Annotated in this window: 16 protein-coding genes, 1 pseudogene and 1 riboswitch; of the genes and pseudogenes, 12 read left to right on the forward strand and 5 right to left on the reverse strand. The window is 39.5% G+C overall.

The genetic code is table 11. The features are described 5' to 3' along the window. Positions 1-63: 63 nt before the first annotated feature. On the reverse strand, positions 64-1,452 hold the full coding sequence (locus J7E66_RS17175) for an aminotransferase-like domain-containing protein (RefSeq protein WP_215002043.1): 1,389 nt from the start codon (positions 1,450-1,452) through the stop codon (positions 64-66). A gap of 220 nt (positions 1,453-1,672) precedes the next feature. On the opposite strand from J7E66_RS17175, the gene azlC reads away from it, so the two are divergent. The 8 genes from azlC to J7E66_RS17215 all read left to right on the forward strand — a co-directional run bounded on the left by azlC (position 1,673) and on the right by J7E66_RS17215 (position 8,752). After that, positions 1,673-2,416, forward strand: coding sequence for an azaleucine resistance protein AzlC (azlC, locus tag J7E66_RS17180; RefSeq protein WP_215002077.1), 744 nt, complete (start codon positions 1,673-1,675; stop codon positions 2,414-2,416). Between the two features lie 30 nt (positions 2,417-2,446). Then, positions 2,447-2,743: a branched-chain amino acid transporter permease gene (locus J7E66_RS17185; protein ID WP_308162529.1), complete on the forward strand. Its 297-nt coding sequence runs from the start codon at positions 2,447-2,449 to the stop codon at positions 2,741-2,743. Between the two features lie 70 nt (positions 2,744-2,813). Continuing rightward, positions 2,814-3,200 (forward strand): PaaI family thioesterase, encoded by a 387-nt coding sequence (locus J7E66_RS17190; RefSeq protein ID WP_215002045.1) that lies wholly within the window; start codon positions 2,814-2,816, stop codon positions 3,198-3,200. A 642-nt stretch (positions 3,201-3,842) separates the two neighbouring features. Then, positions 3,843-4,757 (forward strand): VOC family protein, encoded by a 915-nt coding sequence (locus J7E66_RS17195; RefSeq protein WP_215002047.1) that lies wholly within the window; start codon positions 3,843-3,845, stop codon positions 4,755-4,757. 364 nt (positions 4,758-5,121) lie between these two features. Further along, the gene (locus J7E66_RS17200; protein ID WP_215002049.1) at positions 5,122-6,147 is read left to right on the forward strand and encodes a threonine aldolase family protein; all 1,026 of its coding nucleotides are present in this window, start codon (positions 5,122-5,124) and stop codon (positions 6,145-6,147) included. Positions 6,148-6,241: 94 nt separating this feature from the next. After that, a riboswitch (ZMP/ZTP riboswitch) is annotated at positions 6,242-6,322 on the forward strand. Between the two features lie 183 nt (positions 6,323-6,505). Continuing rightward, positions 6,506-7,705: a phosphoglycerate dehydrogenase gene (locus J7E66_RS17205; protein WP_215002051.1), complete on the forward strand. Its 1,200-nt coding sequence runs from the start codon at positions 6,506-6,508 to the stop codon at positions 7,703-7,705. 455 nt (positions 7,706-8,160) lie between these two features. Next, positions 8,161-8,502, forward strand: a complete 342-nt coding sequence (locus J7E66_RS17210; protein WP_251032966.1) for a hypothetical protein — start codon at positions 8,161-8,163, stop codon at positions 8,500-8,502. 103 nt (positions 8,503-8,605) lie between these two features. Next, positions 8,606-8,752 carry a hypothetical protein gene (locus J7E66_RS17215; RefSeq protein ID WP_168243364.1) on the forward strand — a complete coding sequence of 49 codons (147 nt, stop codon included), beginning with the start codon at positions 8,606-8,608 and terminating at the stop codon, positions 8,750-8,752. A gap of 189 nt (positions 8,753-8,941) precedes the next feature. Here J7E66_RS17215 and J7E66_RS31860 read toward each other — a convergent pair whose 3' ends face one another. Together J7E66_RS31860 and J7E66_RS31865 are read right to left on the reverse strand one after the other, a co-directional pair. Beyond that, a complete protein-coding gene (locus tag J7E66_RS31860) occupies positions 8,942-9,625 on the reverse strand; it encodes a PucR family transcriptional regulator (RefSeq protein WP_251032967.1) in 684 nt (227 codons plus the stop codon). After that, the gene (locus J7E66_RS31865; RefSeq protein WP_251032968.1) at positions 9,580-10,104 is read right to left on the reverse strand and encodes a hypothetical protein; all 525 of its coding nucleotides are present in this window, start codon (positions 10,102-10,104) and stop codon (positions 9,580-9,582) included. Before J7E66_RS31865 ends, J7E66_RS31860 begins: the two co-directional genes overlap by 46 nt. Positions 10,105-10,547: 443 nt before the next feature. Between J7E66_RS31865 and allC the strand changes: the two genes are divergently transcribed. From allC to J7E66_RS17240, 4 genes are all read left to right on the forward strand, one after another. Beyond that, the gene (allC, locus tag J7E66_RS17225) at positions 10,548-11,795 is read left to right on the forward strand and encodes an allantoate deiminase (RefSeq protein ID WP_215002053.1); all 1,248 of its coding nucleotides are present in this window, start codon (positions 10,548-10,550) and stop codon (positions 11,793-11,795) included. Positions 11,796-12,011: 216 nt separating this feature from the next. After that, complete coding sequence (locus tag J7E66_RS17230) at positions 12,012-13,589, forward strand: phytoene desaturase family protein (protein ID WP_215002055.1); 1,578 nt, start codon at positions 12,012-12,014, stop codon at positions 13,587-13,589. A 250-nt stretch (positions 13,590-13,839) separates the two neighbouring features. Beyond that, positions 13,840-14,307 carry an SRPBCC family protein gene (locus J7E66_RS17235; RefSeq protein WP_215002057.1) on the forward strand — a complete coding sequence of 156 codons (468 nt, stop codon included), beginning with the start codon at positions 13,840-13,842 and terminating at the stop codon, positions 14,305-14,307. Positions 14,308-14,362: 55 nt separating this feature from the next. Further along, on the forward strand, positions 14,363-15,181 hold the full coding sequence (locus J7E66_RS17240; RefSeq protein ID WP_215002059.1) for an aldo/keto reductase: 819 nt from the start codon (positions 14,363-14,365) through the stop codon (positions 15,179-15,181). A 63-nt stretch (positions 15,182-15,244) separates the two neighbouring features. Here J7E66_RS17240 and J7E66_RS17245 read toward each other — a convergent pair whose 3' ends face one another. Together J7E66_RS17245 and J7E66_RS33095 are read right to left on the reverse strand one after the other, a co-directional pair. Next, positions 15,245-15,400: a hypothetical protein gene (locus tag J7E66_RS17245; RefSeq protein ID WP_215002060.1), complete on the reverse strand. Its 156-nt coding sequence runs from the start codon at positions 15,398-15,400 to the stop codon at positions 15,245-15,247. A 255-nt stretch (positions 15,401-15,655) separates the two neighbouring features. After that, positions 15,656-15,794: pseudogene (locus tag J7E66_RS33095) on the reverse strand (transposase); the annotation flags it as partial.

Consider the following 15,794-nt stretch of genomic DNA (forward strand, 5'->3'; position numbering starts at 1 on the left):
AACAAAGACATAACAGTAAAGAAACGGATGATTTTTCTCATCCGTTTTTCATTTTTGTTCGAATTAATTGAGATACTGTCTTAATATACTTAGTCCTATTTTTAACTCTTCTAATGAGTTAGTGGAAGCAAGTGCAATTCGCAAATACTTATCAGGGGTGGTCTGCCCACTTAAAAAACGATCAGAATGAAAGACTCTAATACCTTGTCTTTTTAAATCCGATTCTAGCTGAAAGGCGTCGTTAAATCCATGAATTGGAAGCCAACGATAAAAACTAAAAGGGTGTCCAACATTCTTCCTTAAAGGAAAATATTCAAAATAAATATCATTTGCAGTTTGTGCAAGCTGTTTCTTTAGAGAGACAATTTCATGAGCCTTCCCTGATAAGATTAGCTCTGTGATCACTTCTGCATCAAAAGAAGAGGTTTTTACATTGATGTTAAAAATAGCCCGCTGAATTTTCTCACGTAACGCATCCCCGTAGACCATATAGGCAACTCTTAATCCAGAACAAATGGACTTAGAGGTGCCGCAAATATAAATGCTCTGTTCTGGGAGTGAATTGAACATTGGCTGCTGGTAATCGGAGATTATACCTGCAGTCAGAAATGCATGAATATCATCCTCAATTAAAATTAAACGATGCTTACTGATGACCGCAGCTAATTCTTGCTTTCGAAACTCTGGAACCATCACTGTGGTAGGATTACAGCAAGAGGGCATTAGGAAAATTCCGTGTATATTTATTTGGCTGCACTGCTTTTCAAGTTCGTCTGGTAACATCCCAAACTCGTCTCCGAGAATGGGGACTAACTGAATATGGAACATTTTTGCTAATTCAATAAAATTCGAATACGTGTATAAATCGGTGGCAATTCTATTGCCAGGCTCAAACAAAGCAGCTAAAGCAATTGCCAGTGCATTTTGGGCACCAGAAACGATTGCTATATGCTCATGGTCCGTGTGAATTCCGTATGATTCCATCCAGTTTAGAGCTGCCGTTTTTTGATGTAGAATCCCTGTCGGTTCGTTGTAATTTAATAGCTGTTCTACATAACTTTTGTTCACAACCTTTTGAATAACCTCTGTTACGATAGCATTGGTTTGCTCAAACGATGCCGCAAATCCGAGCTCAATGAGGTTTGCTGTTTTATCAGCGGAAATGGTTATTGAACGGGCGGCATTTGGTGCTACAAAGGTTCCATTCCCCGTAACGGCATAAATTAATCCCTTTACCTCACATATTTTGTAGGCACGGGTAATCGTGGTGAAGTTTAAATCAAGAAAGTCCGCTAATTCTCGTTGCGGAGGTAACTTTGTCCCAGGGGCCAAAAAGCCATTAATAACATCCTGTTCAAGTAATAACGCAAGAGATTTATAAAAAGGACGATTTAAGGCTTTCTTATCAGGTTTCCAAGACATTGGATAATTTTCAAATGAATTGATTGGCATAGTACACCTCTAATAAATTTGTTCCATACAATCATATCATTTTTGTATGGAATTCTTATAATGAAATCAGATCGTTTGAAAAGGTGAATTCACGAGTTTATTTTATTTGAAAAAAAACTTTGTACCCCCGTTTTGATAAAAGGGGGTATTTCTATGTAGGGATAATTGTAATCCATACAATTATCTTGTTTTTTGTATGGATTTTGTATGTTAAATTTAAATAAATTTAGCAATCGAGGATGTGAATCATTTGAAAAAAAGAAATCAAATATGGATTGCATTTCGTGCGGCTTTTCCATATACAGTCCCCATTTTTGCTGGATTTGTATTCTTGGGAATCGCATATGGCATCTATATGAATTCATTAGGGTTTCGTGCAATTTACCCGATTCTGATGAGTCTATTCATATTTGCAGGATCAATGGAGTTTGTGGCAGCCAATTTATTGCTTTTCGCGTTCAATCCGATTAACGCCCTTTTTCTAACTTTAATGGTGAATGCACGACATTTGTTTTACGGCATATCCATGCTGGATAAGTATAAGGGAATTGGGAAAAAGAAGTTTTACATGATTTATGGGCTTTGCGATGAGTCTTTTTCTATCAATTGTACCGTTGATATTCCGAAGAATGTAGACAAGGGCTGGTTAATGTTCTTTGTGACACTACTCAATCACTCTTATTGGGTCATTGGTTCAACAATTGGCGGTATTTTTGGATCTTTTGTCAAGTTCAACACAGAAGGGCTCGATTTTGTTATGACGGCTCTCTTTGTAGTCATTTTCATTGAACAGTGGATGAAAGAGAAAAAGCAACACAGTGCTCTCATCGGTGTTGGGCTTTCAACGGTCAGTCTCTTTATTTTTGGCGGAGACCACTTCATTATCCCTGCGATGTTTGCAATTCTTGGGTTACTGACCCTCATTAGAAAGCCATTGGAGAAAGTTGAGGTTAGCACCATATGACAATGAGTTTAACGCAACAGATTATTACGATTGCTATGGTGGTTTTGGGCACAGTGCTTACAAGGTTTCTTCCATTCATCGTTTTCCCATCGGGTAAGCCTACGCCGCATTGTACAATATCTCGGTAAAGTGCTGCCAGCAGCAGTAATTGGGCTTTTGGTCATTTATTGTTTTAAGGACGTGAGTTTAATTTCTGGAAGTCACGGTTTACCCGAATTGATTGGGGTAGTAGTAGTGGCGTTGCTTCACTTATGGAAGAAAAACATGCTCCTGTCTATAGCTGGAGGAACGATTGTATACATGATTTTGGTTCAATTGGTATTTTAATTCATCACGTATTACTATTTCTTCACTCTATGGTGATGGTCGTTTCAATAAATCAAAGGGGTAGGTATTTGTGAAAAAGAAAATTGACGAGGATCAAATTTATGAAAAACACTACGAAGCTGGTTTTGCAGAAGCAAATCTAGAAGTGCAGGACCATATGGTGAATGCGTATGGTACTGTTCATGGAGCAGTTATATACGCTTTAGCAGACCACGCATTTTCGGCAGCTTGTAATGCATATCGAAAAACTTCAGTAGGACTCTCGACAACTATCCAGTTTATTGAAGCAGCAAAACCAGGACACAGAATAGTTGCCCGTGCGACAGAAATAAGACGAAACTTTCGTACAGGATTCTATCGAATTGACATTTTTCATGAGCAAAATCTAATTGCAACCATGGAGGCAGTGTCATATCGTAAAGATCATTATTTTATTGAGCTCGATGAACAAGTTTAAGTATGATATATGAAGTAGTGGCAAAATTATTGAAAAAAAGAGCCGTTTATACAGCCACTCTTGTACCTTTGACTTATGTACCTTTGCCAGCAAAAGAATTAATCAATCGACTACGAAAAAACTTCGATTAATTTTTTTATTATGGGAGAAGAGGTCTTGGTTTTGATGAAAAAATACCGCAAGAAATCCTAAACCAGGTACGTGCGCTAGTACAGCCAAAACTGATTTCCATTCTTGGGTCAATGGAAGAATCCGAGAATAAGTCAAAAAACGGCAAGCAAAGGCGGAAGTATTTGGGGATGTTATTAAGAAATATAGAAACATTCAAAGAAAACCATTGGTGGAAGTTATGGGACGTGATTCATAAAACATTAATAATAAAGAACCAGGAATTACAATCCAAGGAGGTGTAGTCCTGGTACTAAAATCCAATCTTTGCGTCAGTCTAACCAATAGAAGGAATGGTCTGTTGCAAATCGCCGGCCCTAACAAAGCACCGCGGGGTGTCTTGAACAGCAGGTTCATGACAAGGGTTCAATTCCCTTCCTGATGGAATGACGTGAGAATCGTCACGGTATGTCTCTTTTCTTGGTTCGGAGGCGAAGGGTAGATTTTTATAGATTTTAGTAACCAGGAACAGCAATGTCAAAAACAAATCAAAAAATCGTTCCGCATTTATGGTATAACAAGGAGGCAAAAGAAGCAGCCGAGTTTTACACTTCGGTATTCCCGGAATCAAAAATTACGAATGTAACCACAATTCACGACACACCATCAGGTGACTCCGATATTGTCTCGTTTGAACTTTGGGGGCAGAAGTTCATGGCAATCAGTGCAGGGCCCTATTTCAATCTCAATCCGTCAGTGTCTATCGTCGTAAATTTTGACCCATCGCGAGAAAAAGAAGCGGGAGAAAAAATAAATGAGGTTTGGAACAAATTGTCCGAAGGTGGCACCGTGTTAATGCCACTTGATAAGTATCCGTTCAGTGAGAAGTTTGGCTGGATTCAGGATAAGTATGGTTTGTCCTGGCAGTTAATCCTTACCAATCCAGATGGTGAAGAGCGGCCTTCATTAGTGCCGTCACTTTTGTTTGTCGGCGATAATTGCGGCAATGCAGAAGAGGCGATTAATTTTTATTTATCCGTATTTAAGAACGCAAAGCAGGGACTTATCGCCCGCTACCCTAAGGGCATGGAACCTGACAAAGAAGGAACCATCATGTTCTCTGATTTCATGCTTGAAAATCAGTGGTTTTCCGCAATGGATAGCGCGCATGAGCACAAATTCAGTTTTAACGAGTCATTCTCATTTATGGTGTACTGCGACACACAAGAAGAGATTGATTACTACTGGGAAAGGCTCTCTGCCGTTCCTGAAGCCGAGCAATGCGGCTGGCTGAAAGATAAGTTTGGCCTATCCTGGCAGATTGTGCCAACTGAGATGGACGAGATGATGAGCAAAGGCACTCCAGAGCAACTTGCGCGCCTAACGGAAGCATTTCTTAAAATGAAGAAATTTGATCTTGTGAAATTACAGAAAGCATACAAGGGATAATAGGAATAACAGCCTACGGAAGATCTGAGTTAGTCGATCAAATGATGAAGAGTTCAGAGAAATGCTTATATGAACCTAAATGTTCCCTTGATGAATGATAATTTTACATAAAAATGTTATTGAATTAACGGGTGCAAGAGTTTAAAATCCGGCTACATAGCCGGATTTTTTGTTCTTCGACTAACGAAGAAGTGTAGCTCAATAAAAAGTATCTTTGTATAAAGGAGTATTTATTTTAGTATAGAATGAATAAATTAAGATAAATATTACCGTTTTTTATCCTCTAAATACCCATCATTGTTTAAAAAATATGTTAGGATGGACATGAAATTACACTTATAAATAATTAAACGGGGGCAATCTAATGTATAGCTTTAAGAACGATTACAGTGAAGGCGCACATCCTAGAATATTAAATGCTTTAATAGAATCCAACCTTGTCCAAGTGGATGGCTATGGAGAGGATCAATTTTCCCAAAAAGCGGTTGAACTGTTAAAGGAGAGAATGGGCCGGACAGACGTTGACATTCACCTCTTATCAGGCGGGACACAAACAAATCTAATTGCGATTTCTGCTTTCTTAAGACCGCACGAAGCAGCAATGGCAGCGAGTACTGGCCATATTTTGGGGCATGAAACAGGAGCCATTGAAGCGACAGGACATAAAGTACTATCAATTGAAACAGAGAACGGGAAACTTACCCCATCTGATGTGAAAGCGGTACTCGACGGTCATCCGGATGAGCATATGGTCAAACCTAAGCTTGTATACATATCCAACTCCACCGAAATTGGCTCAATTTATAACCGGAGTGAACTCGTGCAGTTAAGTGATTTTTGTAAAAAGAACCATCTCATATTATATATGGATGGTGCAAGGTTAGGCTCAGCGCTTTGTTCAACAGAAAATGATCTTCAGTTAAGCGATCTGCCAACACTTGTGGATGCCTTCTATATCGGGGGAACAAAGAATGGGGCACTTATTGGTGAGGCTTTGGTGATTTGCAAGGATTCTCTTAAGGAGGATTTCCGATACCATATGAAGCAAAAGGGAGCACTGCTCGCGAAAGGGAGACTTTTGGGCACTCAGTTTCTTGAACTGTTCAGGGACAATTTGTTCTTTGATTTGGCCGCGCATGCTAATATGATGGCTACCATTCTTAGAGATGAAATCAGCAAAGCAAATATTCCGTTTCTAACCCATTCTCCATCGAATCAAATCTTTCCGATTTTACCAAATGCGCTGATTACGGAATTAGAGAAACATTATGCCTTTCATATTTGGGAAAAGGTCGATACCGATCACTCGGCGATTCGACTCGTAACATCCTGGGCAACAGAAGAGGAAGAGGTAGCAGCTTTCCTTAAGGATATGAAAAAATTAATGTAAGAAGCGGAAAATAATTTGAACACAAACTTCAAAAAATAATGCATTTTCTAGCTTGATTATTGTAAGAAAATTTGATATAGTAAGAGAAATTAAAAAGACGATGTGTAACTGGCGAAACACGGATTACCGTGAGGGAGCACATAATGTCTCGTAGCCGTTCGCCTGGGCAGAGGTAGGGATTTATTCCTTACCTCTTTCTGTTTATAGGAGGGGATATTTCAACCGGCTAGGAGCCAAGATTACTTTAATATTTTAAAAATCAAGTAGGTACAGATTTTAATAAAATTTGACCATTTCCGCTTGCTTAATGAATTTAGGGAATTTCAAACTATCATATAAGAATAGAGGAGAATACGAGATGAGCACAACAACACTAGACAAAATAAAAACAATCAAAACTTTAAATAATATCGCTGAGAGCGGGCTAAATGTATTCAATAAGGATAATTTTACGATTGACAATGACAGTGAAAATCCTGATGCGATTGTTGTGCGCAGTTTTAATATGCATTCACTAGAATTAGGTCATAATGTAAAGGCCATTGCACGTGCTGGAGCGGGTGTTAATAACATTCCGGTTGAAAAATGTACAGAACAGGGAATTGTGGTTTTCAATACCCCTGGTGCGAATGCAAATGCTGTAAAAGAAATGGTTCTTACTACATTGATGGCTTCATCCCGAAACCTTTTTGACGGCATAGCATGGACAAAGACATTAGAAGGCCAAGGTGACCAAGTACCGAAGCTAGTTGAAGCAGGTAAGAAACAATTCGTTGGAAAAGAAATTAAGGGGAAAACGCTGGGAGTAATTGGTTTAGGCGCCATCGGAGCACTTGTAGCGAATGATGCCCTAGATTTAGACATGGACGTGATTGGTTTTGACCCGTTTATTTCTGTTGATACAGCTTGGAATTTGTCTAGAAATGTTCAGCGCGCAATGACGATTGAACAGTTGTTTGCTAATTCTGATTATATTACGGTTCACGTTCCATTAACCGATGACACAAGAGGAATGTTTAACCAAGCAACTTTTAGCATTATGAAGCCTGGAGTTCACATTTTGAATTTCTCACGCGGAGAGCTTGTGAATGAAACAGATATGGCAGCAGCGCTTGAAGGCGGCAAGGTTGGTAAGTATATTACAGATTTCCCAAATGAAAATGTATTAAAAATGAAAAATGCAATTCCAATCCCTCATCTAGGTGCATCTACGCAAGAATCAGAGGAAAACTGTGCAATTATGGCTGCACGCCAGGTGAAGAATTTTCTGGAAACCGGAAATATCAAGAACTCAGTGAATTTTCCGAACGCATCCATACCTTATACAGGAAAGAAACGTGTGGCAGTATTCCATAAAAACGTTCCAAACATGGTTGGACAGCTTACACTAGCTATTTCAAGCTATAATTTAAACATCGCAGACATGATTAATAGAAGCCGTGGGGAATATGCTTATACGATGATTGACATTGACAATAAAGTAAATGGCGATATCATTCCTGGTTTGCAAGAAAAAATCGATCAAATCGGTGGAATCGTAACCGCACGTATTATATAAACAATGAAGGCTTTTAACTCCACGCTTAAAAACAAACAATGGAAAGCTCGCCAACTGGCGAGTTTTTTATTCTAGTGACTAATAAAGAAGCAGATCAATTAACTAATCAGAGTCAAGTGGGAATTAATAAAAAAATTTGTCTAAAAATTCAAAGTAATGGATTGACAACAACACTAATTAAGATTTATAGTGTATTCAACAGTTAGTATCTCAATACCAAGTAAACAAGTAGGTTAAATGGGATTTAGATAACCAGGCCTCTCCTCAGCAAAAAGTATTCTTATGAAAATATGTGAGCTCCGCACTTGTTGGATCTCCACCTAGTATTGTAAAAGCCGATTGGACTACCAAAGGCTCCTGTTATTAACAGGAGTCTTTTTTATTGTTTTTTTGGTGAGAATGATTAGTTGGTTAAGTTTTTTTAATCTAAATATATACTTAAAAGGAGGATATTCATGATGCAAACCTCAAATTCTCGTCCTGTAGGGATTCACTTAAAAACAACAAAACAGAATTCCTTAGAAAAAAGTGAATATCTAAATCTGCCGGACTTACAGTTTTTTCAATGGTGTCATTCACAATTTGGGTTAAATAAGGGAGTTTATAATACGATTGACCAGTGGTTTTATGGAATTGGAATTGAACGCGTTCAATATCGACGTATCTTCATATTGAAATTTTTAGATTTTAGTAAAGATTATGGGATTGTGAAGGACCAACAGAAATTTATCCGATTTGGAAATGGTGGTCTCATTCGAAGGCTGCAGGGATTTATGCGGTATATTAATCAGGGATAAAATTACTCCTTTGAAATATTACGTAAGATAAGTTAACAAAAATGGAGACTCACAAAGATAATTGTATTAAATTATCTATATATAAATATTAGGGGGGCTTTATATGAGCACGAATGACAAAGTTCTTTTCGCTGGAGATGTATATACAATAATATACGATTATAAAAATGGTCTGTACGAAATTAAAAAAGAAGACGAACGCGGGAAAGTGGTATTGGTTTCTGAAAATGACATAAATAAGTTGTTTTAATTTTTATAAGAGGTGCAATCGATTCTAGAGTCTATTTTCCTTAAGGAAATAGGCTTTTTTATGTTAGATTTTTAGAGTTAGAAAAAGTAACTCTTATTATTCTAAAATTGCGATGTTGTCGCCAAGAGACATGACACAAAAAAACTCAAGCTGCTTGAAGTCACATTTGCTTGAGTCTAAGTATTTCTTTTAAGTCTCTAACAAGGATCTAATCCTTAAGGCAATTCTAATTTGCATGGTTGTTTCTGAATCCTTTAAGCTTTTTCCGAGAATTTCCTCACACTTTTCAATTCGATAAACCACCGTGTTCCTGTGGACAAACAATCTTTTTGCTGTTTCGGAAATTTGACAGTGTGTTTCTAAATAGACAGACAACGTGTCTAGCAGGGACTGCTCTTCTTCTATTTTTGTCTCTGCAAAGCGGCTAAGGGTAAAAGTATAAAAATTCTTTAAGTCATCTTGGGGAACCATTCGCAATAATTCCATAACGTCTTTCGTATGATAGGTTTGGATAAATGCCGTTCTCTTTGAAAGCCGCCCTTGTGATAAGGCATCTAAAGCATCTTTGTAAGCATTTTTAACATCTAAGAAAGTATGGCTTACATTACTAACACCTAAGGAAATCGTATTCCCGAAGTAATTCAATACTTTTTCTTGAAGTTGCAGTAACGCAGATTCACAGTAAGCGTCTGGATTGGAGATATTTTCTTCGACTTCAAATAAAAGAACACAAGATTCACCTTGGGTAAAAAAGTGAATTTTGGGAGTTATAATAGAGACTTCCCCTTCAATAAAATCATAAATATCATCTGCTTTTTCAAGGCGCTTCATATAGGTAGGGAGATGCTCATCCCTGTCGATTTTACCGACCAACAAATATATTTCTGATCGTTTTTTAATGAAAACTCCGCGGCTCGACCGATGATTTCCTGTTGAGAAGTAAAAGTGCCATCCGAGAAATGAAGGAAGAAATCATTGCGAATACTTCGCTCTTGTTGTCTAAGCGCATTTTCCTTCATGAGTGCAAAAGATATAACATTGGTAGCTTGTTCAATCATTAAAGAAGTCAAATGATCGGTTTTCTCAATCTCTCCAATAAGCATAAGAAACCCTTTTTTCTTTTCACTGATGTGAACAGGGAATAAAGTCCAGGTTTGTTTAGTGGATCGGACTGATATTGAAATCGGAGAAGTCATCAAAGAAGGAATTTTCAGACCATCCAATAACAAAGGAAAGTCCAGGTTCGTATTCGGTTGATAGAGCGGCTTGAAATGGTGATTTATTAGTTGAACCGGACGATGAATCAGTTGAGATAAATCTTGAAGTAATAATCCAATCCCTTTACCTTGCATAATGATATTGGTAAATTGCCTGTGGGTCTCAAGCGCAAGTGTTAATTCGCTAGCTCGTTGGTCGAGTATCGCTCGTAAAGTATGATTGACAATTTCCCCAAGTGATAATTCTAATGGGAGTTCAATGATCGGAATGGCTAACTGGTTTGCCAGAATGATTGCTTCTTCCGGTACTTTATCTAAAAAGCGCTTTGTCTTTAATTCCTTCTAAATGTGGGATGGATAAGAGTTCATTTACTTTCATTTGAACCGCTCCTTGTAAAGAAACACTACAAATTATGTATTTGCCATCTATATTATCATGATTTGGTTATTTTGCATAAAAGATAATGAGAATTTTTACGAATCGTCTAATGAAGTTCATTTTAATTGAATGTAAACTAGGAATATAACCAGTTTAATGTAAGGAAAGATAATATAACTAATTACGAGGAGTGAAGTGGATGGCCATTCAAGAAGACAAACAGTTTTTAGAAAAAGGTCATGTGGGAGCAATGATTGAATGGCTTGCTTCGATTGGAAAAACGGAGAATGGGGGCGTAACAAGACTTTTGTATTCTCCATCCTGGCTCGATGCGCAGCTGGCGTTAAAGAATAAAATGGACCAAGCGAAACTAGATACGTATTTTGACAGTGTCGGAAATTTATTTGGAAGATTCCCAGGTACAGAATCCAATGGGAAAACAATCTTGACCGGCTCTCACATCGATACGGTAGTCGATGGTGGGAAATACGATGGTGCCTATGGAATCATCGCCAGTTTCATTGCTGTATTAAGGCTATTTCAAACCTATGGGTACCCAAAGAAAACGATAGAAGTCGTCTCTTTATGCGAAGAAGAAGGAAGTCGTTTTCCGCTTACCTTTTGGGGGTCGAGAAATATCAGTGGTTCCTACAACCTTGAATCGGTAAAAGCTATAAAGGACCCAGAGGGAATTGAATTTTTAGAAGCGATGAATCAAGCGGGTTTTGATCCTGAAAAGTATACTCCTCCAGTTCGGGATGATGTGGAACGCTTTGTGGAGATTCATATTGAACAAGGGATGATTCTTGAGAAAAATCAGAATCAGATTGGGATTGTGACCCATATTGTCGGACAACGCCGCTTTACGGTTCACATCAATGGAGAAAGTAACCACGCGGGGACGACTCCGATGCAGTATCGTAAGGATGCCGTGAGTACAGCCGCCCATTTTATTTCTTTTTTAACAGAAAAAGCGAGGGGTGTTGATCCGCAATTAGTCGCAACGGTTGGAAGGCTAAACGTCAAACCGAATGTTCCGAATGTAATCGCAGGTGAGGTGGAGTTTAGCCTCGATATTCGACATCATCAGGAAGCTGTTATTGATCATTATTGTAACGAGATTTTCACTGAGTTTAAACGAGTAGCTGAAAGCTTAAATATAGAAGTGGCAATTTCCCAGTGGATGGATGTAAAGCCGGTTAAGATGGATGTTGAGATGTACGCGTGGACCCGTGAAATTGCAGAGGAGAGAAACTACCGTTATCAAGAAATGATCTCAGGTGCTGGACATGATGCCCAAGTATTTGGTTCCGTCTGCGCCACCTCATTATTATTTGTACCGAGCCAGAATGGAATCAGCCATTCACCAAAAGAATTTACGAGTTTGGAAGAGTTAGAAACAGGAATTGAACTTTTAACTGAACTATTATATAAACTAGCCTATTAACGGGAGATGTTAGAAATGACTTTTTCAGAGCTTGATTGCATTTCGCAAAAAATTGCACATTCAATCTATCAAAGCAAGGTTTTCTTGAAGTGTCTCACTTGTTGGCAGTAACTGCTTAAAATTTTTTATAAAAGCACTAGATTTAGTACTTAGTATCCATCCTCCAGAATATCTTTTTACGTAGATATGGCTTGATCCTATTAAAGGAGAGATTTGATGGATAACTTTGATGTCATTATGATTGGAAGCGGCCATAATGCTTTAATTACGGCTGCCTATTTAACGCGGGCGGGTCGCAGCGTCCTAGTTTTAGAAAAAAATGATCGCCCGGGCGGATTTCTGCGTACCGAAGAACTGACGCTTCCAGGGTTCAAACATGATGTGTTTGCTGCTGCACATCCTCTCTTTACAACCGGACCAGCCTACGCTGAACTAAGAGGGGATCTAGAAGCACGCGGGCTCCGATACATAAATACGGACCTGCCGACCGGTGTTTCGATGGAAGACGGACGAACTGCTGTCCTGCCTAGTTCATTTGAAGAGCTCATCGCTGAGGCAGAACGGCTGGCTCCCGGAGACGGCGCAGCACTTGCCGGCATGTTTGAACAGTTAAATCCATATGTTAACGATGTATTTGGATTATTCAATATGGATCTCTCCAGTCCTGAAGCTGCACCGATCCTGAAGCGCTTGCTTCACGAAGGGGGCGGGGCGGGCTATTCGCCTTTCGCTGCCTCACTAGTTTCAACCGCCCGTAATACCGTCAGTTCTTTAAAGTCACCAGTGACACGGGCAATGCTGGCCTCCTGGGTCACACACCTTGGCCGCACGCCGGATGAAGTCGGAAGCGGGATTTGGGTACCGCTGACCGTGATGGCACTGATGGGCGGCGGGATGCCGATACCTGAAGGCGGAAGTGAGAAACTGGTTCAAGCATTATCTCAACTGATAAAGGATCAAGGCGGCGAAATTCTTACGCACACTCCTGTCGAGCGGATCTTAGTGGAGAACGGTCGAGCGATTGGCGTCCGAACAGCAAAGGGGAAAAACTATCGTGCCAAGCAGGCAGTCGTGGCCTCAACCACACCTGATCAGCTCTACCTCTCGCTCTTGGCCGATACGGAGATTTCACCACCGCTTCGAGCACAAGCGAAACAGTACCGATACGGCCGAGGCTGCGTCCAAATTCATCTAGCGCTAAGTGAGCCGCCAAACTGGCCAGATAAACGGTTTAACCGTGTCGGGCAGCCGCATCTAACAGATGGACTGGACGGATTCACTCTAGCGATTGCCCAGGGAGCTGCCAATCTGCTTCCGTCCAATCCTACCTTTACGGTCGATTGTTCTACCAACCTCGATCCAACGAGAGCACCGGAAGGAAAAGCAATCATGCGCATTCAAGTGCTGGAAGTGCCCATCCGTCCACGTAGGGATGCGGCTAACCTTATCGATGTCGGAGATGGTACATGGACGCATGATTTAACCGAGCGGTTCACAGAACGCGTGCTAAATGTGGTGAGTAAGCATATCCCAAACATCCCAAGTGCGGTGATTGGAAAACATGTCGTCACCCCAGATACGATTGCTAGGTTTAACCCGAACGCAGGACCGGGGGATCCCTACGGCGGGGCGCACGATTTAGCGCAAAGCTATCTTTTTAGACCATTACCAGGGCAGCCGGGTCATCAGACAGCTATTCCAAATGTGTATATGCTCGGTGCCGCAACCTGGCCTGGACATGGAGTGAATGGCGGATCAGGTTATATAGTTGCGCAGCAGCTTCTCTCACAATAAAATATCTGAAAAGAGTCAGACCCTATTTCCCAGTGGAAGTAGGTTTTTTTACTAATAGGAGAATCAGAGATGTATTCTTCATCGTGATAGGTGAAAGACAAATTTATTGTTTTTGCTGCGAGATTTGTCCTTCATACCACTTAGACGGCCAATCATAAAAAACAGCATATTCAGTTCCTTTTAACCATTTACAATCCAATTGAATACATATAATTGATTGTAATTTTTGTGGTCAATTGGAGGGGGAACAGTGAAATTCGCGTACGAATACACATTCGGGCTGCCAAGGAACATTGTGTGGAAATATATCAAGGATGAAAAGGTGCTGCGGAACTCACTCCCTGGTTGTAAGTCTTTTTCAGAAGTGACCAGAGGTGTATACCAAGCTGAAGTGGAGATAAAAATGGGCCCCATTCAAGATCACTTTGTCCTTGAGATCCGACTTCATGAGAAGAAGCCATCCTCCATCCTTCAATTACAAGTAATTGGAACGGGTAATATCGGAGAAATTTCCGGTAAAGCTGAACTTTATTTTAATGATCAACAAGGGGCGACTCATCTAAACTGTAAAGCTGAAGCACAGGTAACAGGTGCCCTCGCTTTGGCAGGTCAGAGGGTATTAGAGGGTGGAGCTAATAAGGGTTTAGAGACGTTTTTTCAAAAAGTAGAAAAGGAAATAAAAAGGAGTCTTTATTATTTGAAAAAAAAGGGCAGGTGAAAAGAGTTCCATTAGTCAAATCGATCTCTATTTAATCTTAAACAATGGTGTAGAGATGCCTATCCTTGGCTTTGGTGTGTTTCAAATGAATGATCCAAAAGAATGTGAACAAGCCGTTTACGATGCAATTATGGCAGGCTATCGTCTGATTGATACAGCTGCCTCTTATTTAAATGAAGAAGCAGTGGGCAGAGCAATTAAGCGGAGTGGTGTACCAAGAGATGAATTGTTCATTACCACAAAACTATGGGTTCAAGATGCTGGTTATGAGGGCACAAAGAAAGCATTCGTAAAATCACTGGAAAGACTGCAATTGGATTATTTAGACTTGTATTTAATACATCAGCCATTTGGTGATGTATACGGTTCTTGGCGTGCGATGGAGGAATTGTATCGAGAAGGTAGAATCAAGTCTATCGGAGTGAGTAACTTCCATCCAGACCGCTTGATCGATTTAATCATTCATAATGAAGTGATTCCTGCTGTTAACCAGGTGGAAACGCATCCTTTCAACCAGCAAATAGAAAGTGCACAATTCATGAAAGAGAATAATGTGAAAATACAGTCTTGGGGACCTTTTGCTGAAGGTAAAAATGATATCTTCCAGAATGAAGTGTTAGTTTCAATTGCGGAAAAGCATGATCAATCTGTTGCCCAGGTGATTTTACGTTGGCTGACACAAAGAGGAATCGTTGTCATTCCAAAGTCTGTTCGCAAGGAAAGAATCATCGAAAACTTCAATATCTTTGACTTCGAGTTAAGCCAAGAAGATATGGAGAAGATCTCTACGTTAGACACAAAACAGAGCTTGTTCTTTTCACATAGAGATCCTGAAATGGTGAAATGGATTGGTACAAGGAAACTCGATATTTAATTATACAAAACAAGGCTGTCCCACTTTTATATTGGGGCAGCTTTTTTAATTGTGAGTGGTTTTTTAATCTTGCATGGCTCCTGCCTCTCGGGAAGTCATAGCACCTTGTCCTTGGCTTACATCTTTTTGAATTTCTTGTTTTACTTTTTGTGCATCAGTTCCCGCAAATTCTGGTCTCAGAATAGAACCCACATTCTTTTTAGCTTGTTCCTGTTGCATAGAATTCCTCCGCATTTTATTGTTTAACAATCTTATTATTTACAAAAAAACACTCGGTTTATTCTGAGGATTTGATCGAATAAGCAAAGATACGAAAAAATTCAGTTTTCTATCTTTGTAGAAGCATTATCTACAGTAAGTATTTATAGTGTTTTACCGTTAACAAACATAGCACTTTACTTCGGTGGATGCCCAAAATGTTAACCCAGAGGTTTTGGCACGAATAAAAGAAACACTTTCTGTCAATGGAAGTATTTCACTATAATAAGGACGAACCTTTTCAAGAAGGAATGAAAGATCAATATATTTATCGATTAAACGAAGAAGGTGATTGTCAGGAACCAATTCATCAATAGAAACAAATTCATATTCACTTTGGGTAGATACTCTTGGT

The organism is Bacillus sp. ISL-7 (assembly GCF_018613065.1).